Genomic DNA, 22,576 nt, shown 5'->3' with positions numbered 1-22,576 from the left:
AGGACTTTTCCGATGGCACGTTTCACCGGTCGCACCGCGATCGTCACCGGCGCCGCCCAGGGGATCGGCGAGGCGTACGCGCGTGCGCTCGCCGCCGAGGGCGCGAACGTAGTGGTCGCCGACCTCAACGCCGAACTCGGCGAGCAGGTCGCCAAACAGATCGTCGCCGACGGGGGCGTCGCGAGTTTCACCTCGGTCGATGTCTCCGACCCCGCCTCCGCCGAGGCGCTCGCCGCGTCGACCGTCGAGATCTACGGCGGCATCGACCACGTGGTCAACAATGCCGCCATCTACGGCGGCATGAAACTCGATCTGCTGCTGACGGTTCCGTGGGACTACTACAAGAAGTTCATGAGCGTGAACCTCGACGGCGCCCTCAACGTCACCCGCGCGGTGTGGCCGCACATGACGAAGAACGGCGGGTCGATCGTCAACCAGTCGTCGACGGCAGCCTGGCTGTACTCGGGCTTCTACGGGCTCGCGAAGGTCGGGATCAACGGTCTCACACAGCAACTCGCCGTCGAGCTCGGCGGATCGAACATCCGCATCAACGCGATCGCCCCCGGTCCCATCGACACCGAGGCGACCCGCACCACCACCCCCGCGAACATGGTCGCCGACATGGTGAAGCAGTTGCCGCTCAAGCGCATGGGCACTCCCGACGATCTCGTCGGCATATGCCTGTTCCTGCTCTCCGACGAGGCCGCCTGGGTCACAGGGCAGATCTTCAACGTCGACGGCGGGCAGGTGATCCGCTCGTGACCGGCTCCACGATCGGCCGGGTCGGTTACATCGGGCTGGGCAACATGGGGGCACCGATGGCCGAGCGGCTGTTCACCCGACCCGGAGGCCTCACCGTGCTCGACGTGGTGCCCGAGGCGATGAGCCCGTTCACCGACAAGGGTGCCGCCGCGGCGTCGAACCCGGCGGAGCTGGCCGCCGACTGCGACCTCGTGTGCGTGACCGTCCTCGACGACGCCCAGGTCCGCGACGTCGTCACCGGTCCGGACGGACTTCTCGCGACGGCCCGGCCCGGCACGGTCGTCGCGGTGCACTCGACGATCTCCGACACCACCGCCGTCGAACTCGCCGCGAAGTGCGCCGAGAAGGGAGTCGACTTCGTCGATGCACCGGTCAGCGGCGGCGCCGGCGGTGCGAAGAACGGCACTCTCGCAGTGATGGTCGGCGCGACCGACGACGGCTTCGCCAAGATCGAAGAACCGTTCGGCACCTTCGCGTCGCTGGTCGTGCACGCCGGTCCCGTCGGCGCGGGAACCCGGATGAAGCTCGCCCGCAACCTGCTCCACTTCATCGCGTTCACCGCGGCGACGGAGGCACAGCGACTCGCCGAGGCCGCGGGCATCGACCTCACCGAGCTCGGCAGGGTCGTCCGGCACACCGACGCGATCACCGGCGGCGCCGGTTCGATCATGTGGCGCGACACCACATCTCCCCTCGCAGAGGACGACTCCTGGTTCCCGATCTTCTCGCGCGTGCGCGCCCTGGGTGAGAAGGATCTCGCGCTCGCACTCGATCTCGGCGATCGCCTCGGAATCGCCCTGCCGCTCGGAGCCCGGGCGCTGTCCGACCTCGGCCCCGGCCTCGGAGTCGGCACGGGCGAGATCGCACGGACCCGTTCCCGGAAGGAGCACGCATGACCGACGAGACCCGCCGCCGCGGCCTGGAGATGATGTCCAAGGTCTACGGCTGGGAAATGCAGGACGGTCCCGGTGAGCACTTCGCCGTCACCGCCGACCACCTGTTCGCGAACATCTGGACCCGGCCCGGGCTGACCATTCGTGATCGGCGACTGCTGCTGCTCGGGGCACTCACCGCACAGGGGGCCCCCGACATCGCCGAAATCCAGATCGAAGCGGCGCTGAAGAACGAGGAGCTCGACGAGCAGCAGCTCCGCGAGATCGCCCTGTTCCTGTGCCACTACGTGGGCTGGCCGCTGGGCTCGAAGCTCGACAACGCAGTGGGCAGCGTGCTGCAGCGACGGAAGGCGGCGGCCCGCTCGTGAGCATCCCCGGCGGATCCGTACCGGAGCCGGACTGTCCGGAACTCGGATTCTACGGCCTCGCCGGGCACGCCGACGACCCGAGGGCGCTGCTCGACGAGATCGTCGTCGCCGAACGCATCGGTCTCGGCTCGGCCTTCCTGTCGGAACGGTTCGACACCAAGGACGCAGCAGCGCTGGCCGGTGCGGCCGCCGCGACGAGCCGCACGCTCGGGATCGGCACCGCGGCGACCAATCCGCACACCCGCCATCCCCTCGTCACAGCGACGATGGCGACCACACTGCACCGGTTGAGCCGCGGCCGCTACGCCCTCGGGCTCGGCCGCGGCTTCGACGTGCTGTTCGCTCTCATGGGTCTGCCTCGCGTGACGTCGGCGCGGCTCGAGGACACCGTCGATCTGCTCCGGACGCTGTGGCGCGGTGACGCGGTCGTCGACCGGCACGGCCCAGCCGGCGACTTCCCGTATCTGCGACGCACCGCCGAGGACGTCGACCGCATCCCGATCCTCATGGTCGCGCTCGGCGAGCGCACGCTCGACCTGGCGGGACGCGTGGCCGACGCCGTCGTCCTGCACACAGTCTTCACCGGACCAGCGACCCAACCAAGGCCGCTGCGCGCCCAACCCCCGATTTTCTGCTCGATGTACGTCCTTCCGGGCCATATGGCAGGTAATCGACACCACGTCGGGATCAGCGACAACAGTTCGGGTCCAGCACCATCCGCAGGGCTTCGAGAGACTCGGCGCGAGGGCGGTAGAAGACGTTCATCCCGCGGCGTTCGGATACGACCATGCCGGCCTTGCGCAGTTGCCCGAGGTGGTGACTGACGGTGGATTCGGTCAGGTCGACGCCGGTGGCGAGATCGCAGGTGCACACTTCGCCGTCGTCGGCGGTGAGCAGGATCGACATGAGCTTGATGCGGACCGGGTCCGCCAGCGCCTTCAGCCGCAGGGCGAGTTCGAGAGCTGCGTTGTCGCTCATCGGCGCGGCCGAAACCGGTTCGCAGCAGATCGGGGCGCTGACGTCGATCACAGGCAGAGCTTTCGGCATGGTTCGAGCTTATCCACTTACTTGACATATGTCGAAAAGGTGGCGCATCCTGTACCCGTCCAGAGTTTCGACATATGTCACACAAGTGGAGGATGTCATGTCCCGCGCACAACTCGCCCTCAACGTCGACGACCTGCAAGAAGCGGTCGCCTTCTACTCGAAGCTGTTCGGCACCGAACCGGCCAAGGTCAAGCCGGGCTACGCGAACTTCGCGATCGCCGAGCCGCCGCTCAAGCTCGTGCTGCTGGAGAACCCCGGCAAGGGCGGCACCATCAACCACCTGGGCGTGGAGGTGGAATCGAGCGAGAAGGTCCATGCCGAGATTGCCCGCCTGACCGGCGAAGGGCTGTTCACCGATGAGGAGATCGGCACCACCTGCTGCTTCGCTACCCAGGACAAGGTGTGGGTCACCGGCCCGGCTGGGGAGAAGTGGGAGGTGTACACCGTCCTCGCCGATTCGGAGACCTTCGGTTCGAGCCCGCAGCATCTCGACGATCCGGCCACCGCCGGGGGTGGGGTGTGCTGCGGCACCGCTGCGGCCCCGGCCGAGGACACACAGCAGGCCCCGGCCGCACCGTCCTGCTGCTGAACAACCCACCTCGATGTCGGCCACCGGATTCGGGTGGCCGACATCGGTGTCTTCAGCGACGGAGCCGGTGGGCGAGGTCGGTGACGCGAGCGGCGATGTCGTCGCGGACCAGCCGCATCCGTTCGATGCCGTCGATGCCGCGCTCGGACGGCTCGTCGGTGTCCCAGTTCTCGAACTGTGTCCCGGGCACCGGATCGAGACGGGCTTCGCGGCCGAGGGTGACCACGAGATCGACGTTCCGAACCAGCTGGGGGTCGACCGGTACCGGGGTCTGGCCGGTGATATCGACGCCGACTTCGAGGAGTACTTCGGCGGCCAAGGCATTGATGCTGGTGCCGGGTTTCGTGCCGGCGGAGTGCACCGTAAGGGTGTCGCCGGCGGCGGCTTTCATCAGTCCGGCGGCCATCTGGGATTTTCCGCCGTTCTTCACACAGACGAACAGCACCGAGGGTGTGCTCACGGTCGAGGTCCTTTCACGCAGGTCGGGTGTCGAGGTCGAGGTCGAGGTCGGCGACAGCGGCCTTGGCGGTGCGGCCGACGCCGAGGAGGGTGGCCGAACCGGGTCCGGTCCAGTCGCCGTAGCCGAGCAGGTGCAGGCGCGGTTCCTTGAGTGCGCGGGTGCCGGCGACCGGCACCGTGCCGGTGTGATCGCGCAGCCGCAACGGGCGCAGGTGTGCGAGGGCGGGCCGAAATCCCGTCGCCCACACCACGACATCAGCCCGCTGGTGACGCTCACCCCAGGCGATGCCGTCGACGGTGAGCCGATCGAACATCGGCAGCGCGGTCAAGACGCCGCGCTCACGGGCGGCAAGCACCTCCGGGACCATCACGATGTCCCCCAGGGCGGCGATGCCGCCGGGATCAGTCCGTCCGGCAGCCAGGGCCACTGCACGGCGGGAGGCGAGCTCGAACAAGGCCCGGCCGTCGACGCCATCCGGCAGGAACCGCGGGGGCCGGTTGGTGACCCAGATGGTTCTCGCGGTGGTGGAGATCTCGGCGACGAGTTGAGCCGCGGAGTTGCCACCCCCGACCACTACGACGTCCGAGCCGGTGAACTCGGCCGCGCTACGGTAGTCGACGGTGTGCAACTGCCGCCCGGTGAACACATTTATGCCCGGATAGCTCGGCAGAAACGGTCGCTGCCAGGTACCGGTGGCGCTGATCACCCGCCGCGCCCGCCACTGCCCGCGGTCGGTGTCGACCAGCAGATCAGGGCCGTCGCGGCGTACCGCCTGCACCCGCACCGGCCGCTCGATCGGCAGGCCGTAGCGGGTTTCGTAGGCGGTGAGATAGTCGACGACATGCCGTGCCGGCGGGAATCCGTCCGGCCAGCGGGGCATCGGCCACCCGGGCAGGGACGCGAATTCCGCCGGGGAGAACAGATGCAGCGAGGACCACATGTGCGGCCACGCCCCACCCGGCCGTTCCTGGTCGTCGAGGATCACGAAGCGGTGCCCCGCCCGGCGCAGATAGTAGCCGGCAGCCAGACCCGCCTGCCCACCGCCGATCACCACGACATCGACGTTCGTCGTCATCGGAGAGCCTCGCGTCAGCGCGGGGTGGGCGGGGCGGTCAGCTCGGCGATGAGGGCTTCGACCTTGGCGCGGATCTCATCGCGGATCGGACGCACCGCCTCGAGGCCCTGCCCAGCCGGGTCGTCGAGCACCCAGTCGCGGTAGGACTTGCCGGGAAAGACCGGGCAGGTGTCCCCGCAGCCCATCGTGATCACCACATCCGATGCCTGCACCGCCTCGGTGGTGAGGATCTTCGGGTTCTCGGTCGAGATGTCGATGCCGACCTCGGCCATCGCCGCGACCGCGGCCGGGTTCACCTGCTCGGCCGGGGCGCTGCCGGCCGAACGCACCTCGATCCGGTCCCCGGCCAGAGCGGTGAGGAACCCGGCGGCCATCTGCGAGCGGCCGGCGTTGTGGACACAGACGAACAACACACTCGGTGTGCTCACGGATCAGACCTTTCGTGGCGCCGGCACCTGCGCCGACTCGTGACGGGTGAAGCGCTTCCGTAGGGCGAGGGAGACGTAGACCAGGGCGACCAGGACGGGAACCTCGATGAGCGGTCCGACCACCCCGGCCAGGGCCTGCCCGGAGGTCACGCCGAAGGTGCCGATCGCCACGGCGATGGCGAGCTCGAAGTTGTTACCCGCCGCGGTGAACGCGAGGGTGGTGGTGCGTTCGTAGCCGAGGCCGATCGCGGCGCCGAACAGGTATCCGCCGACCCACATGATCGCGAAGTACGCCAGCAGCGGCAGCGCGATCCTCACCACGTCCAGCGGGCGGGAGGTGATCTGCTCGCCCTGCAAGGCGAACAGGATCACGATGGTGAACAGCAACCCGTACAGGGCCCACGGTCCGATCTTCGGCAGGAAGGTGTCCTCGTACCAGGTGCGGCCCTTGGCCTTCTCGCCGAAGTGTCGGGTGAGGAACCCTGCGACCAGGGGAATGCCGAGGAAGATCAGCACCGATTTGGCGATCTGCCATGGCGATACGTCCAGGGCGGCCTGTTCGAGGCCGAGCCAGCCGGGGAGCACCGACAGGTAGAACCAGCCGAGCACGGCGAACATGATCACCTGGAACACCGAGTTGATCGCCACCAGCACCGCCGCGGCTTCCCGGTCGCCGCAGGCGAGGTCGTTCCAGATGATGACCATGGCGATGCAGCGCGCGAGGCCGACGATGATCAGGCCGGTGCGGTATTCGGGCAGATCCGGCAGCATCAGCCAGGCGAGTGCGAACATCAGTGCGGGTCCGAGGATCCAGTTGAGGATCAGCGACGAGACCAGCAGTTTGCGGTCGCCGGTGACGGTGTCGAGGCGGTCGTAGCGCACCTTCGCCAGCACCGGGTACATCATGATCAGCAGACCGAGGGCGATCGGCAGGGAGATGCCGTCGATCTCGATGAAACTCAACGCTTCACCCAGTCCGGGGATCAGGCGGCCGAGCAACAGACCCACCACGATGGCGGCGCCGATCCACACGGCCAGATACCGGTCGAGGGTTGACATCTTCCCGACGACAGCCGGGTGTTCGGTGTTCGTCGCGGTCATCGGGCCGACTCCACGGCATCGCTGGCCGGGGCACAGCCCGAACCCGGCAACACCCCTACCTCGGCGGAGAGCACGGCCGACAACTGCGCCAGCGCTGACGGGATCACCCGGTAGTACACCCAGGTGCCACGGCGTTCGCAGTCGAGCAGGCCGGCCTCGCGCAGCACCTTGAGGTGATGCGAGATGGTCGGCTGGGACAGGTCGAAGGCCGGGCTGATGTCGCAGACACAGCTTTCGCCGCCCTCATGGCTGGCGATCAGGCTGAGCAGCCGTAGGCGTACCGGGTCTCCGATCGCCTTGAACATCCGGGCCAGGTCTGCGGCCCAGTCCTCCGTCAGAGGTTCCCGTACCAGTGGTGCGCAGCAGAGGTCACCACTATCAGTTTGAATCGACACCCATCAATATTGACACTGATCGAATCAGCCGGCAAATCGTCTTGCCACATCCGGTCAGGGCAGAACCTCCTCCCACAGAACCTGACGGTTCACATTCCTAGGATCACCGCCCATGACAACCAGTACCCAGTTCACGCTTTCTCGTGAACGGCTCCTCGAGCTCATCGACGAACTGTGGAACGGATGGAATCGGTTCTTGAACCGAGACCCCAATCGTTGTGCCGACCGCGGGATACCGAACATCCACTGACCACAGCCGTGGTCATGGCCTATGAAACAGCGATCACCGCGCATTGGCTCGCCGAGGTGGGAGATTCGCGGTGATCTCCGTCAGTCCCCCGTACAACGAGTCCGGTGGCGGCGGCACGGCGTGTCCCGTCGTAGCCCGGTCGACAGATCGCATCTGGTCGGTCCTCGCGACCGTCGACGAGTCGACGCCCGAGGATCTTTCGTTCGCGGAAGCTGACCGGACGGCTCGCAACCTACCTGCAGGGCTGTGGTGACGTGCTCGCGCGTGCGAACAGCTGGGATCCTCAGGTACTGCACCGTTTCAGGGACGACGCGCAGGTCCGTGCTCATTCCGGACCGATCGACGCGGCGCCCACCGAAACGGCGCCAAGCCCACCGAGCTCGCCCCGGTCGCCGCCGCGTGGCGGACGACCCGCGACCCCGAGCGTTTCGCACCTCTACCCGCAAACCCCGGCCGGAGCGCACGATGACCGATCTGTAGTTGTCGGTGGACGACCTGACTCCCGAACGACTCTCGGCCGTGCTCAGTGGCACGGTACGCACGTGCAGGTCGAGCGGATCGGAACGGGCCGGATCGCCACGAGGACCAAGCGCGGCGACCGCATGTTCGCGGTGATGGTCGAGCGGTCGTGCGCCGCGATCCGCGATCTCGACAGTCTCACCGTCGTGTCCGAGAGCATCGGACGCCGCGATCGGTCGGTAGGGTGCTCGGGATACACCGCATCACGCGAGAAGAACGGAGATCCATCCGATGTCCCGCACCACCCTGCCCCGTGAGGCGATCGAACTCGCTGAGGCGACACCGGGTTTCATGCCCCAGGACGAGGGAACCGCACTGCACGAGGCTGCGGTGCAGTATCTCGGTGACGGCGTCGGCGTCGAGATCGGCACCTACTGCGGCCGCTCGACCGTGTATCTCGGCGCTGCGGCCAAGGCGACCGGCGGCACCATCGTCACCGTCGACCACCACCACGGTTCGGAGGAGCATCAGCCCGGCTGGGATTACCACGATCCGTCGCTGGTCGACCCGCACACCGGCCGCCTCGACACGGTCGGCGCACTGCGGCACACTCTCGCCGACGGCGACCTCGAATCGCACGTCGTCGCGGTGGTCGGCAATTCTCCTGTGGTGGCGTCGTTCTGGCGCACCCCCGCCTCGTTCGTGTTCATCGACGGCGGACACAGCAGCGAGGCGGCCCGGGCGGACTACGACGGCTGGGCGAGATGGGTGCGCATCGGCGGCGCCCTGATCATCCACGACGTCTTCCCCGACCCGAAGGACGGCGGCCGGCCTCCGTACGAGATCTACTGTCTCGCACTGGAGAGCGGGGAGTTCGTCGAGAAGTCGGTGACGTCCTCGCTGCGGGTTCTCCAACGCACCGCCGGCACGGTCGGATCACGGCCCGGCAGCTGAACTACCGGACGAGCACCGGGCAACGCTCGGTGCAGCGGTCGGCGCCCACCTGGTCGGCGGGTGCCGCCGCATCCCGGAAGATCGCGTTTCCTCCCGTCGTGCGCGAGAGCGCGTCGGCGGCGAGGATCACCGCTGCGCTGGTCCAGGAACTGACCTCCACCGGCCAGCGCTTGCCGTCGGCGTAGACCAGACCGGTCCAGTACGAACCGTCCGGGTCGCGCAGATGCTGCATGGCCGCGAACAATTCGCGGGCACGCCCGGCGTGGCCGAGTGCGTCGAGCGCCAGGACCAGTTCGCACGTCTCGGCTCCGGTGACCCACGGACGATGGTCGACGCACCGGATCCCGAGACCGTCGACGACGAAATCCGACCAGCGTTCGCGGATCCGTTCGTGCGCATCGGTGCCGCGCACCGCTCCCCCGAGGATCGGGTAGTACCAGTCCATCGAGTACTCGGGCTTGGGCGTGAACGCCTCGGGATGCCGACGCAGAGCGTGGCCGAGACGGATCAGCGCGACCTCCCATTCGGGTTGCGCCTCACCGATCAGATCGGCGATCCGCAGACCGCACCACAGACTCTGGTGGATACTCGAACAGCCTGTGAGCAGCGCTTCGTCGAACATCCCGCCGTCGCCTCGCGCCCAGGAGATCTGGCCGCCCGGCAACTGCATGTCGACCACGAGGTCGAGCGCTGCCCGCACCGTCGGCCACATGTGCTCGACGAACCCGCGATCACCCGTCACGAGATGGTGGTGCCATACGCCAACGGCGATGTAGGCCGTGAAATTGCTGTCGGTGTCGTGGTTCTCGACGATGTCGCCCCGGAACTGGATGGGCCACGACCCGTCGGCGCGCTGCGTCCGCCGCGACCACTCGAAGGCGGCGTCCGACTCTTCGCGTAAACCGATGACGGTCAACGCCATCGCGGATTCGATGTGATCCCACGGGTCGATGTGCCCACCGGGGAACCACGGGACGGCGCCCGAGGGCTCCTGCATCCGCGCGATGGCCCGGCCCGTCGCCAGGCTCTGTTCCGGCGACAGCACACCCGGCACCGACGGCACCGTCACGCGCGCGGATTCACCGCGCCGCACCGGCGTTTCCCGGCTTCTCGAGGTAGAACACGACACTCTTCCCGATGACGGGATCGAGGATCTTCTCGGCCGTGCGAGTGATCCACGGGGCCTTCATAAGATCCCAGACCAGCAGCCGGTGGTACGCCTTCGTCAGCGGATTGTCGTCGTTGTCGACGCCGACGGCGCACTTGAGCCACCAGTACGGTGCGTGCAGTGCGTGGGCGTGGTCGGTGCCCGAGACCGTCAGACCGGCTGAGGCGAGTTTCGCGGCGAGTTCGTCGGCCTTGTAGATGCGGATGTGCCCGCCCTCCACCTCGTGGTAGGCATCCGACAGTGCCCAGCAGATCTTTTCCGGCAGCCAGCGCGGCACGGTCACGGCCGCGACACCACCGGGTTTGAGGACCCGGACGAGTTCGGCGATGGCCCGCTCGTCCTCCGGCACGTGCTCGAGCACCTCGGAGATGAGCACGAGATCGAAGGTCGCGTCGTCGTACGGCAGCGCGAGCGCGTCGCCGACCTCGGCCCGGGCCAGCGCACCCTCGGGGACCTCGCCTTCGAGTTCCATCGCGACGAACATGTCCGCGACGGCCTTCATGTCGTCGGCGTTCTGGTCGAAGGCGACGACATCCGCGCCGCGGCGGTACAGCTCGAAGGAGTGGCGCCCCGCGCCGGCCCCGATGTCGAGAGCGCGTATCCCCGGTACGACGCCCAGGCGGTCGAAGTCGACGGTCAGCATCCGTTCTTCCCCTCTCGATGCGCGGCGATCGCCTTGTCGTAGATCGCGGCGGTCTGCGCGGCCACGGCCGCCCAGCTGTAGCGTTCGAGCACACGCTCGCGGCCCTTCGTGCCGAGACGCCGACGCTCGGCCGGGTCGTCGAACAGGCCCGCGAGCCCTGCTGCAAGCTGTTCGGCGTCGCCCGGAGGCACCAGCCGACCGGCGCCCCCGACGACCTCGGGGATGGCCCCGGCGCGGCTCGCGACGAGCGGTGTTCCGCACGACATCGCCTCGATGGCCGGCAGCGAGAATCCCTCGTACAGCGACGGCACCGCCGCGATCTCGGCGGAGGCGAGCAGGTCGGCGAGTTCGGTGTCGTCGATCCCGGAGACGGTGCGCACGACGTCGCCGATCGCGAGTTCGTCGATGAGCTTCTCGGTGGCGCCGCCCGGGGCGAGTTTCGAGACGAGGACCAGTTCGATCTCGCGTTCGGTGCGCAGCTTCGCGACCGCCTCGAGCAGGGTGGGAACACCCTTGAGCGGGGCGTCGGCGCTCGCGACGCAGACGATCCGACCGGGAACTCGCTCGTCCTTCCGCGGCGCGAACACCTCCGTGTTCACGCCGAGCGGGATCGTGTGGATGCGTTCGGATTCGATCCCGAAGGCGGTGCGGATGTCGTCGGCCGAGTTCTCCGACACCGTGAGCAGCGTGGGAATCTGCTGGGCCACCTTCTCCTGCATGCGCAGGAATCCGTACCAGCGCCGGAGCGTGACCTTACGGCTGAGGGTGGTCGCGGAGGCGAGATCGAGTTCGCGGTCGCGGGTGATCGGATGGTGGATCGTCGCGACGAGAGGAAGGTCCTCGGCGATGCGCAGCAAGCCGGACGCGAGCGACTGGTTGTCGTGCACGACGTCGAAGTCGCCGAGGCGGTCGCGCAGCAGTCGTGCGGCGCGCAGACCGAAGGTGCGTGGTTCGGGGAAACCGGCGGTCCACATGGTGGCGACCTCGAGGACGTCGATCCAGTCGCGGTACTCACCCAGCTTCGGGGTGCGGAACGGATCGTCGTCGCGGTAGAGATCGAGACTGGGCACCTTCGTGAGCGTCACGCCGGGGTCGAGCTCGGGGTACGGCTGCCCGGAGAACACCTCGACGGTGTGCCCCTGGGCGACGAGTTCGCGACTGAGATGGCGGACGTAGACCCCCTGACCCCCACAATGCGGCTTGCTCCGGTACGACAACAGAGCTACGCGCACATTCCACCTCGGGGTTCGCTCGGAGGGCCAGGTCACTCGGACAGATGTCCACTAGTTGTGTAGGGCACACACTAGAACATGTTTTGTGTCCTCACGATAGCGAGCCGGACCGCACCCGGTGCGGATCGGCGATACGAGTGGGACCACGACGCAGACACCGGACCGCGAACAGGTGACGACGACGAAGCCCCGGTATCGATGTGATGCCGGGGCTTCGCCTGGAGCGACCCTGACGGGACTCGAACCCGCGACCTCCGCCGTGACAGGGCGGCGCGCTAACCAACTGCGCCACAGGGCCATGAGGAACCGGAGTTCCCACAGCTCGACCCACCGCAACCGGTGGGTCGAAGATATGAAATTGATGGTTGTTCGCCGGACAACCGTGGTGGCCAGGGCCGGGATCGAACCGGCGACCTTCCGCTTTTCAGGCGGACGCTCGTACCAACTGAGCTACCTGGCCGGACGGCACCCGAACCGAATGCCGATCGAAACTCTGGAGCGACCCTGACGGGACTCGAACCCGCGACCTCCGCCGTGACAGGGCGGCGCGCTAACCAACTGCGCCACAGGGCCATATATATTCACTTCTCACACCAAGATACTGCACACTTCGACGAGGTCGAAGCGTACCCCCTACGGGATTCGAACCCGCGCTACCGCCTTGAAAGGGCGGCGTCCTAGGCCGCTAGACGAAGGGGGCCCGATCGGATTTCTCCGAACCGCACCCTCAACGGGTTTGGCGTTCCGTTGGGAGCTTGGACAGCTTATGCCACGGCATTCGCGAATCACAAATCAGCAGGTCAAGTGGCTGATTCGTCGTTGTTGGGCCTGCTCGGCCAGCCCTTCTCCCGCCACTGCGCGAGCCACTGCTCCGATGCCATCGCCTCGAGCGGCACCTCTACGCAGGCCTCGAAACGGGCGCGGACGTCGGTCTCCGGCGACGTGAGGTCGGCGAGATAGCGTTGACCGGCGAGTGACGACGCGATGGCCTCGACGAAACGCTGGAGGTCGACATCGGGCCGGAACAGGCCCTTCTCCTGCGCTTCACGCGCCAGCTGGTAGCCGGCCCGCCCCCACAGGACGCTGCCGCGCAGCCTGACCTCCTCCGCGAACTCGGGTTCGGTGACCAGACGGAACTCCGCGGCGATGACCACGTCGTCGTGCAGAGCCGCACCGAGATCACCGACGAGACCGTGCAGCCGCTCGAAGGGGTCGAGATCGGGGACGTCCATCCACCTGCCGACGATGGCACGGTAGTGCTCGAGTCCTTCGTCGAGCACCGCCCGGGCCAGATCCTCCTTGGACGCGAAGTGAAAGTACATCGCACCCTTGGTGGCGTTCGACTGCTCGAGGATGGCGTTGATCGATGCTGCGGCGAAACCTCGCCGCGCGAATTCGGTGGCTGCCGATCGGACGATCGCAGCCCGCGTACGACGCGCACGCTCCTGTTGACGAGGCATGGGGAAATTCGGCCTTCCACGTTCCTGTGTTCCCCCACGAGACAACTCTAGTCTGCCCCCTCACAACCCCGGTTCCAGGCCGTGTTCCACCGGGTGAAATGTGAAACTCCACCCCCGACACCCGGGTTTCCACAGAACACACCGAGTGGTACGCTTTGTCCGGCTCGGGTGCGGAGCAGGGGGTGGGCACCCGAGCCTCTTTCCATTCGTCACGGGTGGCGTCCGCACCGCCGGATGTCCGATATCATCGATCGCGCAGCGTGGCTCACCCTGTGATGTGGTCACCGGACCATGCGGTCTGATCACTGCGGTGTGGTTACACTGTGCGCCCATGCCCCTATAGCTCAGTTGGTAGAGCTACGGACTTTTAATCCGCAGGTCGTAGGTTCGAGCCCTACTGGGGGCACCGGCAACGCCGGCGTCGTACACGACGCCGGCGTTCGTCGTTCCGGAACGTCCCACGGTCCTTCGTCGGAGTCCGGGTCCTTCGTCAGAGACGGTGGGAGCCAGGCGGGACGTCGTCGGTGTTCCGGCCGAGTTCCTTCTCCGCCTCACGGCGCGCCTCGAGGCGCTCCTGCTCGATCCGGCGCTGCTCGAGATCCGTGCGGGCCTGCTTCAGATCACGTCCGCGCTTGCGGTAGCGGGTGAGCGCGACGACGAAGATCACCGCGAACAGAGCTCCGACGATCGCGCCGATCAGCGTGGCGCCGCGGAAGCCGGGCGCGTCCACGTCGAGGATCCGCTCCCCCGCGTGCGCACCGTTCCCCGTACCCAGCACGACCGCCAGGGTCATGAGGTTCGGCAGGGCGACCACCAGCGCGAGCACGCCGAAGGTGATCTGCAGCCCGCGGCTGTACCGCCAGTTGCGGACCTGCCAGATCCACGCGAGCAGCGCGATGGGGATCGCCGTGCACAGGATGCCGAAGAGCAGACCCCACAGCACTCCGCGCGCGAAGCCGCCCTCGGCGAGGTTTGCGATCCGCTGCGCCCACCAGCGAGGAACGAACGCCGCCAGGGTGTAGTAGGCGATGACGAGCACGATCAGCGCCACGACCACGGCGATGGTCTTCTTCGCCCACGGCGGCAAGCCTTTCCGCGAACCGGTCTCGTCGACATTCATGTCCGTCATTTCGAACCTTCCTGGCCGATCGGTCCATGTGCACCTGCCGTGCGCATCTCACCCTACGGACCACCGCGTTCGGAGCAGTGCATTCGGGCAGGTCTCTTCGCACTGCGAATTTCACCCGGTGCGGTTGCCCGTCTTTGTATACGGTGAGCCGCAGGGGTAATCGAATGTTCATCGTCCGGGGAGGAACATGCGCAGTTTCGTGGACCTGGGCCTGTTCCTGGCCGCCGTCGCTCTGGGAATCGGCTCGGTGTTGCCGGTGGTCGGCGGAATACGGCCCACCGAGATTCCCCTGTCGGCGCTGCGCGACGGTTTCCCCGAGGGCGATCTCGCCGGTGTCGCGGTCCCGGGTCTACCGCTGTACGAGTCCCTCGCGGTACCGCTGGTCGTGGCCGCGATCCTGCTCCTCGCTGCCGCACTGTTCGACTCGGTGGCCGTCGGCTGGGCCGGGACGCTGATCGGCGTCGCGACGGCCGCGGTGTTCTGGACGCGTCTGTTCCAGACCCACGGCGAGTACGTCGAACTCAATCGCAGTACGACCCTGACCAATCAGAACGGGACGGTGCTCCTGCTCAGCGGCACGCTCGTCGCACTGCTGTGTTGCCTGATCGCGTTGCGCCGTTCGCCGACGAGCGCCGCCTCGCTCGACTGACGCCTCCCGCTGCAACGGGCTTCGTCCCGATACCCTCTCGGCACCGGGTGGCCACTTCGGGGCACCCACGAGTCAAGGCAGGAACGATGGCAAGTCTCGACGATCTGATGTCCCGCATTCCCGTCGACCAGGTGGCGCAGCGACTCGGTGTCGACAACGCGACGGCGGAGACGGCCGTCCGCGCCGCACTCCCCACCCTCGTCGGTGGTCTCGACGCCAACGCCCAGAATCCGACCGGGGCGGCCTCGCTGCTCTCCGCGCTGGGCAAGCACTCCGAGTCGAACCTGGCCGAGGGTCAGGTCGACGTCGACGGGATCGACACCGAGGACGGCGACAGGATCGTCTCCAATGTCTTCGGCGACAAGAAGGATCAGGTGATCTCGACCCTCGGTTCCGTGAACGGCGCCGGTGGGAACGATCTGATCGCCAAGGTCCTGCCGATCATCGCCCCCATCGTGCTGTCCTATCTCGCCAAGCAGATCGGTGGCGGTGCGGGAACGAACACCGCGAGCGCTCCGCAGGGCGGAGGTCTCGCCGATCTCCTCGGGGGTCTGCTGAAGAACGCCGGTGGTGGATCGGTCGGCTCCGGCGGTGGGATCGGCGACGTCCTCGGCAGCGTGCTCGGCGGCAGTTCGGGTGGTGGACTCGGCGGTCTCCTCGGGGGACTTCTCGGTGGAGGCAAGCGCTGAAACCCTCCGGAACCGCACGTTCCGCTCGTCCGTGTGATACGGCACGAGCGGGACGGTACTGTCCTCGAGCCGCTCGGACCTGTACCGTGATCCGGGCGAATGTGGGGGGCCACCGGTGCACCGCGTGCCGCGGCGACGAACGGCCGGGCTCCCCTCCTCCGTAGGCCGGCGGAATACACGGACACGATGTGAGGGGTAGAAGAGTATGACGCGAGTCCTGACTCAACTGGAGCTGCTGCGAGAGCTGGAGCCTGTGGCCGAGGCGAACCTCAACCGGCATCTCTCGATGGCGAAGGACTGGCACCCCCACGACTACGTGCCGTGGGACGAGGGCCGGAACTTCGCCGCGATGGGCGGTGTCGACTGGGAACCCGAGCAGTCGAAGCTCGACGAGGTCGCCAAGGCTGCCATGATCACCAACCTCCTCACCGAGGACAACCTGCCCTCCTACCACCGGGAGATCGCCGAGAGCTTCTCGCGCGACGGCGCCTGGGGCACCTGGGTCGGCCGGTGGACCGCGGAGGAGAACCGCCACGGCATCGTCATGCGCGACTACCTGGTCGTCACGCGCGGTGTCGATCCCGTCGCACTCGAGAACGCCCGCATGGAGCACATGACGAACGGCTTCGCGTCCCCCAACTCGACTGGCATGCTCCACTCCGTCGCCTACGTGACCTTCCAGGAGCTCGCGACCCGCGTGTCGCACCGCAACACCGGTCGTGCCTGCGACGACTCGATCGCCGACAAGATGCTCCAGCGCATCGCCGCCGACGAGAACCTGCACATGATCTTCTACCGGAACATCTGCGACGCGGCGATCGACATCGCTCCGACCCAGACGCTCGCCGCGATCGTCGAGGTGCTCGAGAACTTCCAGATGCCGGGTGCCGGCATGCCGAACTTCCGTCGCAACGGTGTGTTGATGGCCAAGCACGGCATCTACGACCTGCGTCAGCACCTCGACGACGTCGTGATGCCGGTGCTGCGCAAGTGGAGGATCTTCGAGCGAGATCTCGGCAGCGAGGCGCAGCAGGATCTCGACAAGCTCGGCAACTTCCTCGACGAACTGGAACGTCAGGCGGGGCGGTTCGAGGAGATGCGCGATCGCTCCCTCGCCCGCGAGGCTGCCAAGCGCGAGAAGGTGGGCGCGCACGCCTGAGTCCGGATGCACACAGCCGCCCGAGTCCGGATGCACACAGCCGCCCGAGTCCGGATGCACACAGCCGCCCGAGTCCGGCGGAGGTTATCCTGTAGCCCGGTGCCGTTTTCGGTGCCGGGCACAGTCGTTTCCGCGGCCCATCACTGACGGGCACGCTATTTCTTTGTCACACAACGTTTTCCAGAGGTACCCATGTCTTCCCTCCGTATCGGCCCGCTCGAACTGAACAGCCCGGTCGTGCTGGCGCCGATGGCGGGAGTGACGAATGTCGCATTCCGCACGCTGTGCCGCGAACTCGAACTCGAACGGGCCGGCAGCACGTCGGGCCTGTACGTCTGCGAGATGGTCACCGCCCGCGCCCTCGTCGAGCGGCACCCGGTCACCATGCACATGACGACCTTCGGCCCCACCGAGACGCCGCGGTCGCTGCAGCTCTACACCGTCGATCCCGGCACGACCTACGCGGCGGCGAAGATGATCGTCGACGAGAACCTCGCCGACCACATCGACATGAACTTCGGATGCCCGGTCCCGAAGGTGACCCGCAAGGGCGGAGGGTCGGCCCTCCCTTACAAACGCCGGTTGTTCGGGCAGATCGTCGCGGCCGCCGTCCGCGCGACCGAGGGCACCGACATCCCGGTCACGGTCAAGTTCCGCATCGGGATCGACGACGAGCACCACACACATCTCGACGCCGGTCGCATCGCGGCCGCTGAGGGTGCCGCGGCCGTTGCCCTCCACGCCCGGACCGCTGCGCAGCGGTACTCCGGAGCGGCCGACTGGGACGAAATCGCGCGGCTGAAGGAGCACGTCACCGACGTGCCCGTGCTCGGCAACGGCGACATCTTCGACGCCTCCGACGCCGAGAAGATGATGGCGCAGACCGGTTGCGACGGCGTCGTCGTCGGTCGCGGTTGCCTCGGACGTCCGTGGTTGTTCGCCGAACTGAGCGCCGCGCTCGGCGGTCGCCCGATCCCCACCCCGCCGAATCTCGGTGAGGTGACGCAGATCATGCGGCGGCACGCCGAACTGCTCGCCGATCACCACGGCGAGGATCGCGGTCTGCGCGACATGCGCAAGCACATCGCCTGGTATCTGCGTGGTTTCCCTGCGGGTTCGGAGATCCGCAACGGCCTCGCCCGCGTGTCGACGCTCGCCGAACTCGACGACCTGCTGGGCAAACTCGACCACGACGTACCCTTCCCCGCCGATGCCGAAGGCCCGCGGGGACGTCAGGGCTCCCCGAGCAGCGTCGCTCTGCCCGACGGCTGGCTCGACGATCCCGAGGACACCTGCGTGCCCGAGGGCGCCGACATGATGCACTCGGGCGGGTAACCCGTCCCGGCATGTAGTCCCGGACGATAGATGGATCGACCGGTGGATGTCGTGCGACACAGCCGCGTCACCGTCACATGAAACAGACGATCAGTATCATTGCGGAGTCCTCGCGACGGTCGCCGGTGAGCGATCACGTGGACGACGACGGATCCGAGGCGGTGCGACCGCGGAAAGAGCAGGTATCGGTGGACGAGGAGCACGAGACAGGATCCCCGGATCCTCGCGCTCCCTGGGAACGGCCGATCGCCGACAGCAGCTACCGCGAATCCCGCTCGTCCCGCCGCAGCCGCTCGGGTGGGGTGCACCGCTCCGACGACACCGATCCCGATTCGCGTCGCCACGAGAGTGCACGCAACCGCCGGGCCGCGGACTCGGACGATCCGGAGCAGCTCACGGTCGCCGAACTGCTCGACAAGATGGGACGACGATCCGATCCGTCCCCCCGGTCGGATCCGCCCCCGGCCGATCCGCCGCACACGTCCACCTCGTCGTTGCCCCCGGCCCGTCCCCGCGACCCGGAATCCGCCCGGCACGTCGCGACCGAGGACGATGCCGGTCGAGCGGAACTCCCGCGCAGGACGCCGCCTCCGGCTTCGCCGCCGACTCCGTCGGGACCTCCCAGCCCTCCGGTGCCGCCGGCTTCTTCGGGACCGCCGACCACGGTCGCCCCCCCGGTGCAGCCCGGTGCTCCCCGGGTGCCCCCGGGACCGTCCCGGCCCCGGCCGCCGGAGAAGCCCGTCCCGCCGCACATCCAGGCTCCCGATCGGATGGCGGGCCCCCCGTCCGTTCCGCCCCCGGTACCGACTCCCCCGACCTCGGCGCAGCCCCCTCGAGCAGTGCCTCCCTCGGACTCGCGCCCGGTGCCTCCCGCGGACTCGCGCCCGGTGCCTCCCGCCGGGTCGCCGCAGACCGTCAGACCGCCGCAGACGCCTCCTCGACAGCAACCGCCGATCGCGGACGAACAGCCGACCGTCAAGATCGATGCGGTGTCCCCCGAGGGCGCTGCGTCGCCCGCCGAGGACGAGAACGACGACCGGACGACGGACGAGAAGGCGCACGGCTCCGCTCGGCCCCGCACGGTGGGCAACGCGACTCTCGGCCGGCTCGCGCAGAGCAAACAGCGCAAGCGGAAGCGTCTGAGGTTCGCGGCGAGAGCGGCGGTGGCGTTCGTCTCGGTCCTCGCGCTCCTCTGTAACGGTGCGGTGTGGGGATACGTCCGGTCCACGGAGGCCGGCTTCTCCCAGATCGCCGCGCTGGACACCGAGTCGGAGGACATCGTCGACCCGGTCGGTCAGACCGGCGACGAGACTTATCTGATCATCGGCACCGACACCCGCGCCGGTGCGAGCGGTGAGATCGGCGCCGGGACGGCCGACGACGCCGAGGGCGCTCGTGCCGACACCGTCATCCTCGTCAACATCCCCGCCGATCGCAGCCGCGTGGTCGCGGTGTCGTTCCCCCGCGATCTGGACGTCGATCGACCGGTCTGTCGCGGATGGGACAGTACGACCGGCGAATACGATTCCGAGCTCTATCCGGCCGCCGAAGGCGACAAGCTCAACGCGACCTACGCCCTCGGCGGACCGAAGTGCCTGGTAAAGGTGATCCAGAAGATGTCCGGATTGAGGATCGGCCATTTCGTGGGCATCGACTTCGCCGGCTTCGAATCGATGGTCGACGAGATCGGCGGCGTCGAGGTGTGCACCTCCATACCGTTGTACGACAACGAACTCGGTCCCCTGATCGAGACTCCCGGCACCCACACGCTCGACGGCAAGCGGGCACTCGACTACGTCCGCGCCCGCAAGATCGACCAGGAGGGCAACAGCGACTACGGCCGGATCAGCCGACAGCAGAAGTTCCTGTCGTCGCTGCTGCGCTCGACGTTGTCGAACAAGGTGCTGTTCGATCCCGTGAAGCTCAACGGCTTCATCAGCGCCTTCACCCGCGCGACCTTCGTCGAGAACGTCAACGCCGAGTCGCTCGTCAAACTCGGGCGTTCGATGCAGAACGTCGAGGCGGGTGCGGTGTCCTTCCTGACCATCCCCACGGCCGGTACCAACGACTGGGGCAACGAGATCCCGCGCACGGACGACATCAAGGCGATCTTCACCGCGATCATCGACGATCTCCCTCTGCCGGGTGAGAAGCGGGGGGAGGACCCGACGGAGGTCGCGTCCGCTCCCCCGGCCGAACCGCTGCCCGCCCAGCTCGCTGTCGATCCGTCGACGGTGTCGGTGCAGGTCTCGAACGCGTCGGGTCTGTCCGGGCTGGCGGCCGGCACCGCCGAGGAGGTCGCCGCCTACGGCTTTCCGGTCTACTCGATCGGTAACTATGCCTCCGGGACGAGCAAGCAGACCGTGATCCGCTTCAGCGAAGGACAGGAGACCGACGCTGCGACGGTGGCCTCGGCCTTCCCCGGTGCGGTGCTGCAGGAGGCTCCGCCCTCGGCCCAGCTGGGCAGCATCGTGGAGATCGTCCTGGGTACCAGCTTCGACGGCACCGTCGTCGCTCCCACCCCCGCGGGCACGCCGCTCGCCCCGATGCAGATCCGGACCCGGTCGGAGTCGTCGGTCGAGCTCCCCGCCGATCTCGCGATCACCAACGCCGCCGACGATCTGTGCACGTAGACACCACTGTTCGGCCGTCGACGTTCACCTCTGGTTCATCCGATGCTCGCCGTTCGGACCGCTCGAGGTCGTAGGCTGTGCCACTATGCGCGTCGTCTACAACGAACAGATGGGCGAACTCGGCGATCTCCTCGGGGAGATGGCCGGGCTCGCCGGGACCGCGATGGAGCGGTCCACCAGAGCTCTTCTCGAAGCCGATCTCGCTCTCGCCGAGCAGGTGATCGACGAGCACGAGAAGATCACCGAACTCGTCACGATCTGCGAGGAGAAGGCGTTCCAGCTGCTCGCCCTGCAGGGTCCGGTCGCCGGCGATCTGCGTGCCGTCGTCAGCGGCATCCAGATCGTGGCCGACATCGACCGCATGGGTGCGCTCGCACTGCACATCGCGAAGGCGACCCGCCGACGTCATCCCAAGCACGTGCTCCCCGACGAGGTGAAGGGTTACTTCGCCGAGATGGGACGGATCGCGGTCGCCCTCGGTGCCGCCACACGGGAGATTCTCGAGACCCGTGATCCCGCCCGGGCCGCCCGCCTCCACCACGAGGACGAGGCGATGGACGATCTGCACCGACACCTTTTCACCGTGCTCATGGACCGCGAATGGGCGCACGGCGTCGCAGCCGCCGTCGACGTCGCCCTGCTCGGCCGCTTCTACGAGCGGTTCGCCGATCACGCCGTCGAGGTGGGCCGCCGCGTCATCTTCCTCGTGACCGGCAAGCTCCCCACCGAGGAGGAGATCCGTCAGCTCGTGGAGAAGGTGGACAGTCTGACCGTCTACCCGGAGCACCACCGAGCGCAGAACCCCTGAGCCCACGACTGTCGAGTGCAGTATGCACACGAACGACGAGACCCCGACCGGACGGATCCGGTCGGGGTCTCGTGTAGGTAGTGGCGGCTCAGCCGAAGCGGCCGGAGATGTAGTCCTCGGTGGCCTTCTTGCTCGGGTTCGAGAAGATCTTCTCGGTGTCGTCGATCTCCACCAGACCACCCGGGCGGCCGGTCGCCTCGAGGTTGAAGAAGGCCGTCTGGTCGCTCACGCGCGCGGCCTGCTGCATGTTGTGCGTGACGATGACGATGGTGAAGTCCTTCTTCAGCTCACCGATCAGGTCCTCGATGGCCAGCGTCGAGATGGGGTCGAGGGCCGAGCACGGCTCGTCCATGAGCAGCACGTCGGGCTGGACCGCGATGGCGCGGGCGATGCACAGACGCTGCTGCTGACCACCGGACAGGCCACCGCCCGGCTTGTCGAGACGGTCCTTGACCTCGTTCCACAGGTTGGCGCCGCGCAGCGACTTCTCGGCGATCTCGTCGAGGGTCTTCCGGTCGCGCACACCCTGCAGCTTGAGGCCGGCGACGACGTTGTCGCGGATCGACATCGTGGGGAACGGGTTGGGACGCTGGAAGACCATGCCGATCGTCTTGCGCACACCGACCGGGTCGACGTTCTGATCGTAGATGTCCTCGCCGTCGAGGAGGATGGATCCCTCGACACGGGCGCCGGGCGTCACCTCGTGCATGCGGTTGATCGACCGGAGCACGGTGGACTTGCCGCAACCGGACGGGCCGATGAAGGCGGTGACGTTCCGCGGCGGCACGGACAGCGTCACGTCGGCCACGGCGTGGAACTTGCCGTAGTAGATGTTGACGTCCTTGAGATCCAGACGCTTAGCCATTACCGGCTCCCTACTGGTGTATCGA

24 protein-coding genes, 5 tRNA genes and 1 pseudogene are annotated in these 22,576 nt (G+C 67.5%); 14 read left to right on the top strand and 16 right to left on the bottom strand.

Annotated elements, in window-relative coordinates; all coding sequences use genetic code 11:
* Nucleotides 1-12 precede the first annotated feature (12 nt).
* From AC6CID_RS05435 to AC6CID_RS05420, 4 genes and pseudogenes are all read left to right on the top strand, one after another.
* The gene (locus AC6CID_RS05435; protein WP_498353659.1) at nt 13-762 is read left to right on the top strand and encodes an SDR family oxidoreductase; all 750 of its coding nucleotides are present in this window, start codon (nt 13-15) and stop codon (nt 760-762) included.
* Complete coding sequence (locus tag AC6CID_RS05430) at nt 759-1,658, top strand: NAD(P)-dependent oxidoreductase (RefSeq protein ID WP_498353658.1); 900 nt, start codon at nt 759-761, stop codon at nt 1,656-1,658. Before AC6CID_RS05435 ends, AC6CID_RS05430 begins: the two co-directional genes overlap by 4 nt.
* A complete protein-coding gene (locus AC6CID_RS05425) occupies nt 1,655-2,023 on the top strand; it encodes a carboxymuconolactone decarboxylase family protein (RefSeq protein ID WP_006551766.1) in 369 nt (122 codons plus the stop codon). Before AC6CID_RS05430 ends, AC6CID_RS05425 begins: the two co-directional genes overlap by 4 nt.
* Nucleotides 1,933-2,586, top strand: a pseudogene (locus AC6CID_RS05420) (LLM class flavin-dependent oxidoreductase); the annotation flags it as partial. The gene AC6CID_RS05425 and the pseudogene AC6CID_RS05420, both read left to right, overlap by 91 nt.
* Before the next feature lie 124 nt (nt 2,587-2,710).
* Here AC6CID_RS05420 and AC6CID_RS05415 read toward each other — a convergent pair.
* A complete protein-coding gene (locus AC6CID_RS05415; RefSeq protein ID WP_006551768.1) occupies nt 2,711-3,070 on the bottom strand; it encodes an Rv2640c family ArsR-like transcriptional regulator in 360 nt (119 codons plus the stop codon).
* A gap of 97 nt (nt 3,071-3,167) precedes the next feature.
* Here AC6CID_RS05415 and AC6CID_RS05410 point away from each other — a divergent pair, with 97 nt between their 5' ends.
* The gene (locus AC6CID_RS05410; protein WP_006551769.1) at nt 3,168-3,659 is read left to right on the top strand and encodes an ArsI/CadI family heavy metal resistance metalloenzyme; all 492 of its coding nucleotides are present in this window, start codon (nt 3,168-3,170) and stop codon (nt 3,657-3,659) included.
* Between the two features lie 52 nt (nt 3,660-3,711).
* On the opposite strand, the gene AC6CID_RS05405 is transcribed toward AC6CID_RS05410, so the two are convergent.
* From AC6CID_RS05405 to AC6CID_RS05385, 5 genes are read right to left on the bottom strand one after another with little or no spacing between them, the layout of a single operon-like run.
* Nucleotides 3,712-4,119 (bottom strand): arsenate-mycothiol transferase ArsC, encoded by a 408-nt coding sequence (locus tag AC6CID_RS05405; protein ID WP_006551770.1) that lies wholly within the window; start codon nt 4,117-4,119, stop codon nt 3,712-3,714.
* Between the two features lie 13 nt (nt 4,120-4,132).
* On the bottom strand, nt 4,133-5,194 hold the full coding sequence (locus tag AC6CID_RS05400; RefSeq protein WP_006551771.1) for an ArsO family NAD(P)H-dependent flavin-containing monooxygenase: 1,062 nt from the start codon (nt 5,192-5,194) through the stop codon (nt 4,133-4,135).
* 14 nt (nt 5,195-5,208) lie between these two features.
* Nucleotides 5,209-5,622 (bottom strand): arsenate reductase ArsC, encoded by a 414-nt coding sequence (locus AC6CID_RS05395; protein ID WP_072740566.1) that lies wholly within the window; start codon nt 5,620-5,622, stop codon nt 5,209-5,211.
* Between the two features lie 3 nt (nt 5,623-5,625).
* Nucleotides 5,626-6,723, bottom strand: coding sequence for an ACR3 family arsenite efflux transporter (gene arsB, locus AC6CID_RS05390; RefSeq protein ID WP_019290010.1), 1,098 nt, complete (start codon nt 6,721-6,723; stop codon nt 5,626-5,628).
* A complete protein-coding gene (locus AC6CID_RS05385; protein WP_033096821.1) occupies nt 6,720-7,118 on the bottom strand; it encodes an ArsR/SmtB family transcription factor in 399 nt (132 codons plus the stop codon). Before AC6CID_RS05385 ends, arsB begins: the two co-directional genes overlap by 4 nt.
* Nucleotides 7,119-7,910: 792 nt before the next feature.
* Between AC6CID_RS05385 and AC6CID_RS05380 the strand changes: the two genes are divergently transcribed.
* A complete protein-coding gene (locus AC6CID_RS05380; RefSeq protein WP_498353657.1) occupies nt 7,911-8,144 on the top strand; it encodes a hypothetical protein in 234 nt (77 codons plus the stop codon).
* A complete protein-coding gene (locus AC6CID_RS05375; protein ID WP_006551778.1) occupies nt 8,119-8,781 on the top strand; it encodes a class I SAM-dependent methyltransferase in 663 nt (220 codons plus the stop codon). The genes AC6CID_RS05380 and AC6CID_RS05375 overlap by 26 nt, the downstream gene beginning before the upstream one ends.
* A 1-nt stretch (nt 8,782) precedes the next feature.
* Here the strand turns inward: AC6CID_RS05375 and AC6CID_RS05370 are convergent, their stop codons facing one another.
* The 8 genes from AC6CID_RS05370 to AC6CID_RS05335 all read right to left on the bottom strand — a co-directional run bounded on the left by AC6CID_RS05370 (nt 8,783) and on the right by AC6CID_RS05335 (nt 13,284).
* Nucleotides 8,783-9,874, bottom strand: coding sequence for a glucosidase family protein (locus AC6CID_RS05370; RefSeq protein WP_064061891.1), 1,092 nt, complete (start codon nt 9,872-9,874; stop codon nt 8,783-8,785).
* Nucleotides 9,861-10,592 (bottom strand): class I SAM-dependent methyltransferase, encoded by a 732-nt coding sequence (locus AC6CID_RS05365; RefSeq protein ID WP_024103028.1) that lies wholly within the window; start codon nt 10,590-10,592, stop codon nt 9,861-9,863. The genes AC6CID_RS05370 and AC6CID_RS05365 overlap by 14 nt, the downstream gene beginning before the upstream one ends.
* Nucleotides 10,586-11,824, bottom strand: a complete 1,239-nt coding sequence (locus AC6CID_RS05360) for a glycosyltransferase family 4 protein (protein WP_006551781.1) — start codon at nt 11,822-11,824, stop codon at nt 10,586-10,588. Before AC6CID_RS05360 ends, AC6CID_RS05365 begins: the two co-directional genes overlap by 7 nt.
* A gap of 224 nt (nt 11,825-12,048) precedes the next feature.
* Nucleotides 12,049-12,122, bottom strand: a tRNA-Asp gene (locus tag AC6CID_RS05355).
* A gap of 85 nt (nt 12,123-12,207) precedes the next feature.
* A tRNA-Phe gene (locus tag AC6CID_RS05350) sits at nt 12,208-12,284 on the bottom strand.
* A 39-nt stretch (nt 12,285-12,323) separates the two neighbouring features.
* Nucleotides 12,324-12,397: transfer RNA gene (locus AC6CID_RS05345), tRNA-Asp, on the bottom strand.
* A 54-nt stretch (nt 12,398-12,451) separates the two neighbouring features.
* Nucleotides 12,452-12,524: transfer RNA gene (locus AC6CID_RS05340), tRNA-Glu, on the bottom strand.
* Between the two features lie 100 nt (nt 12,525-12,624).
* Nucleotides 12,625-13,284, bottom strand: a complete 660-nt coding sequence (locus AC6CID_RS05335) for a TetR family transcriptional regulator (RefSeq protein WP_006551782.1) — start codon at nt 13,282-13,284, stop codon at nt 12,625-12,627.
* A gap of 333 nt (nt 13,285-13,617) precedes the next feature.
* Between AC6CID_RS05335 and AC6CID_RS05330 the strand changes: the two genes are divergently transcribed.
* Nucleotides 13,618-13,690 (top strand) — tRNA-Lys (locus tag AC6CID_RS05330).
* Between the two features lie 84 nt (nt 13,691-13,774).
* Here the strand turns inward: AC6CID_RS05330 and AC6CID_RS05325 are convergent.
* A complete protein-coding gene (locus AC6CID_RS05325) occupies nt 13,775-14,413 on the bottom strand; it encodes a hypothetical protein (RefSeq protein ID WP_024103026.1) in 639 nt (212 codons plus the stop codon).
* A gap of 187 nt (nt 14,414-14,600) precedes the next feature.
* On the opposite strand from AC6CID_RS05325, the gene AC6CID_RS05320 reads away from it, so the two are divergent.
* The 6 genes from AC6CID_RS05320 (at nt 14,601) to phoU (ending at nt 21,686) form a co-directional block, all read left to right on the top strand.
* On the top strand, nt 14,601-15,062 hold the full coding sequence (locus AC6CID_RS05320) for a hypothetical protein (RefSeq protein WP_006551784.1): 462 nt from the start codon (nt 14,601-14,603) through the stop codon (nt 15,060-15,062).
* An 86-nt stretch (nt 15,063-15,148) separates the two neighbouring features.
* On the top strand, nt 15,149-15,751 hold the full coding sequence (locus tag AC6CID_RS05315; protein WP_019290016.1) for a DUF937 domain-containing protein: 603 nt from the start codon (nt 15,149-15,151) through the stop codon (nt 15,749-15,751).
* A gap of 205 nt (nt 15,752-15,956) precedes the next feature.
* The gene (locus AC6CID_RS05310) at nt 15,957-16,910 is read left to right on the top strand and encodes an acyl-ACP desaturase (protein ID WP_220666540.1); all 954 of its coding nucleotides are present in this window, start codon (nt 15,957-15,959) and stop codon (nt 16,908-16,910) included.
* A gap of 192 nt (nt 16,911-17,102) precedes the next feature.
* The gene (gene dusB / locus AC6CID_RS05305) at nt 17,103-18,245 is read left to right on the top strand and encodes a tRNA dihydrouridine synthase DusB (protein ID WP_024103024.1); all 1,143 of its coding nucleotides are present in this window, start codon (nt 17,103-17,105) and stop codon (nt 18,243-18,245) included.
* Between the two features lie 770 nt (nt 18,246-19,015).
* Complete coding sequence (locus AC6CID_RS05300) at nt 19,016-20,878, top strand: LCP family protein (protein WP_259444015.1); 1,863 nt, start codon at nt 19,016-19,018, stop codon at nt 20,876-20,878.
* Between the two features lie 85 nt (nt 20,879-20,963).
* Nucleotides 20,964-21,686, top strand: coding sequence for a phosphate signaling complex protein PhoU (phoU, locus tag AC6CID_RS05295; RefSeq protein WP_006551790.1), 723 nt, complete (start codon nt 20,964-20,966; stop codon nt 21,684-21,686).
* Nucleotides 21,687-21,774: 88 nt separating this feature from the next.
* Here the strand turns inward: phoU and pstB are convergent, their stop codons facing one another.
* The gene (gene pstB / locus AC6CID_RS05290) at nt 21,775-22,551 is read right to left on the bottom strand and encodes a phosphate ABC transporter ATP-binding protein PstB (RefSeq protein WP_006551791.1); all 777 of its coding nucleotides are present in this window, start codon (nt 22,549-22,551) and stop codon (nt 21,775-21,777) included.
* Nucleotides 22,552-22,576: the final 25 nt, after the last annotated feature.

The sequence above is a fragment of the Rhodococcus sp. GQ147 genome (assembly GCF_059759155.1).
The sequence above is the reverse complement of the archived record's forward strand: the minus strand, read 5'-3'. Positions and strand labels throughout refer to the sequence as shown.

What these genes read in the sequence shown, in the direction of transcription:
- phoU (WP_006551790.1), top strand. Translation starts at nt 20,964, where the DNA reads ATGCGCGTCGTCTACAACGAACAGATGGGCGAACTCGGCGATCTCCTC.
- AC6CID_RS05400 (WP_006551771.1), bottom strand. Translation starts at nt 5,194, where the DNA reads ATGACGACGAACGTCGATGTCGTGGTGATCGGCGGTGGGCAGGCGGGT.
- AC6CID_RS05325 (WP_024103026.1), bottom strand. Translation starts at nt 14,413, where the DNA reads ATGACGGACATGAATGTCGACGAGACCGGTTCGCGGAAAGGCTTGCCG.
- AC6CID_RS05410 (WP_006551769.1), top strand. Translation starts at nt 3,168, where the DNA reads ATGTCCCGCGCACAACTCGCCCTCAACGTCGACGACCTGCAAGAAGCG.
- AC6CID_RS05320 (WP_006551784.1), top strand. Translation starts at nt 14,601, where the DNA reads ATGCGCAGTTTCGTGGACCTGGGCCTGTTCCTGGCCGCCGTCGCTCTG.
- pstB (WP_006551791.1), bottom strand. Translation starts at nt 22,551, where the DNA reads ATGGCTAAGCGTCTGGATCTCAAGGACGTCAACATCTACTACGGCAAG.
- arsB (WP_019290010.1), bottom strand. Translation starts at nt 6,723, where the DNA reads ATGACCGCGACGAACACCGAACACCCGGCTGTCGTCGGGAAGATGTCA.
- AC6CID_RS05310 (WP_220666540.1), top strand. Translation starts at nt 15,957, where the DNA reads ATGACGCGAGTCCTGACTCAACTGGAGCTGCTGCGAGAGCTGGAGCCT.
- AC6CID_RS05415 (WP_006551768.1), bottom strand. Translation starts at nt 3,070, where the DNA reads ATGCCGAAAGCTCTGCCTGTGATCGACGTCAGCGCCCCGATCTGCTGC.
- AC6CID_RS05365 (WP_024103028.1), bottom strand. Translation starts at nt 10,592, where the DNA reads ATGCTGACCGTCGACTTCGACCGCCTGGGCGTCGTACCGGGGATACGC.
- dusB (WP_024103024.1), top strand. Translation starts at nt 17,103, where the DNA reads ATGTCTTCCCTCCGTATCGGCCCGCTCGAACTGAACAGCCCGGTCGTG.
- AC6CID_RS05425 (WP_006551766.1), top strand. Translation starts at nt 1,655, where the DNA reads ATGACCGACGAGACCCGCCGCCGCGGCCTGGAGATGATGTCCAAGGTC.
- AC6CID_RS05335 (WP_006551782.1), bottom strand. Translation starts at nt 13,284, where the DNA reads ATGCCTCGTCAACAGGAGCGTGCGCGTCGTACGCGGGCTGCGATCGTC.
- AC6CID_RS05315 (WP_019290016.1), top strand. Translation starts at nt 15,149, where the DNA reads ATGGCAAGTCTCGACGATCTGATGTCCCGCATTCCCGTCGACCAGGTG.
- AC6CID_RS05435 (WP_498353659.1), top strand. Translation starts at nt 13, where the DNA reads ATGGCACGTTTCACCGGTCGCACCGCGATCGTCACCGGCGCCGCCCAG.
- AC6CID_RS05300 (WP_259444015.1), top strand. Translation starts at nt 19,016, where the DNA reads ATGGCGGGCCCCCCGTCCGTTCCGCCCCCGGTACCGACTCCCCCGACC.
- AC6CID_RS05375 (WP_006551778.1), top strand. Translation starts at nt 8,119, where the DNA reads ATGTCCCGCACCACCCTGCCCCGTGAGGCGATCGAACTCGCTGAGGCG.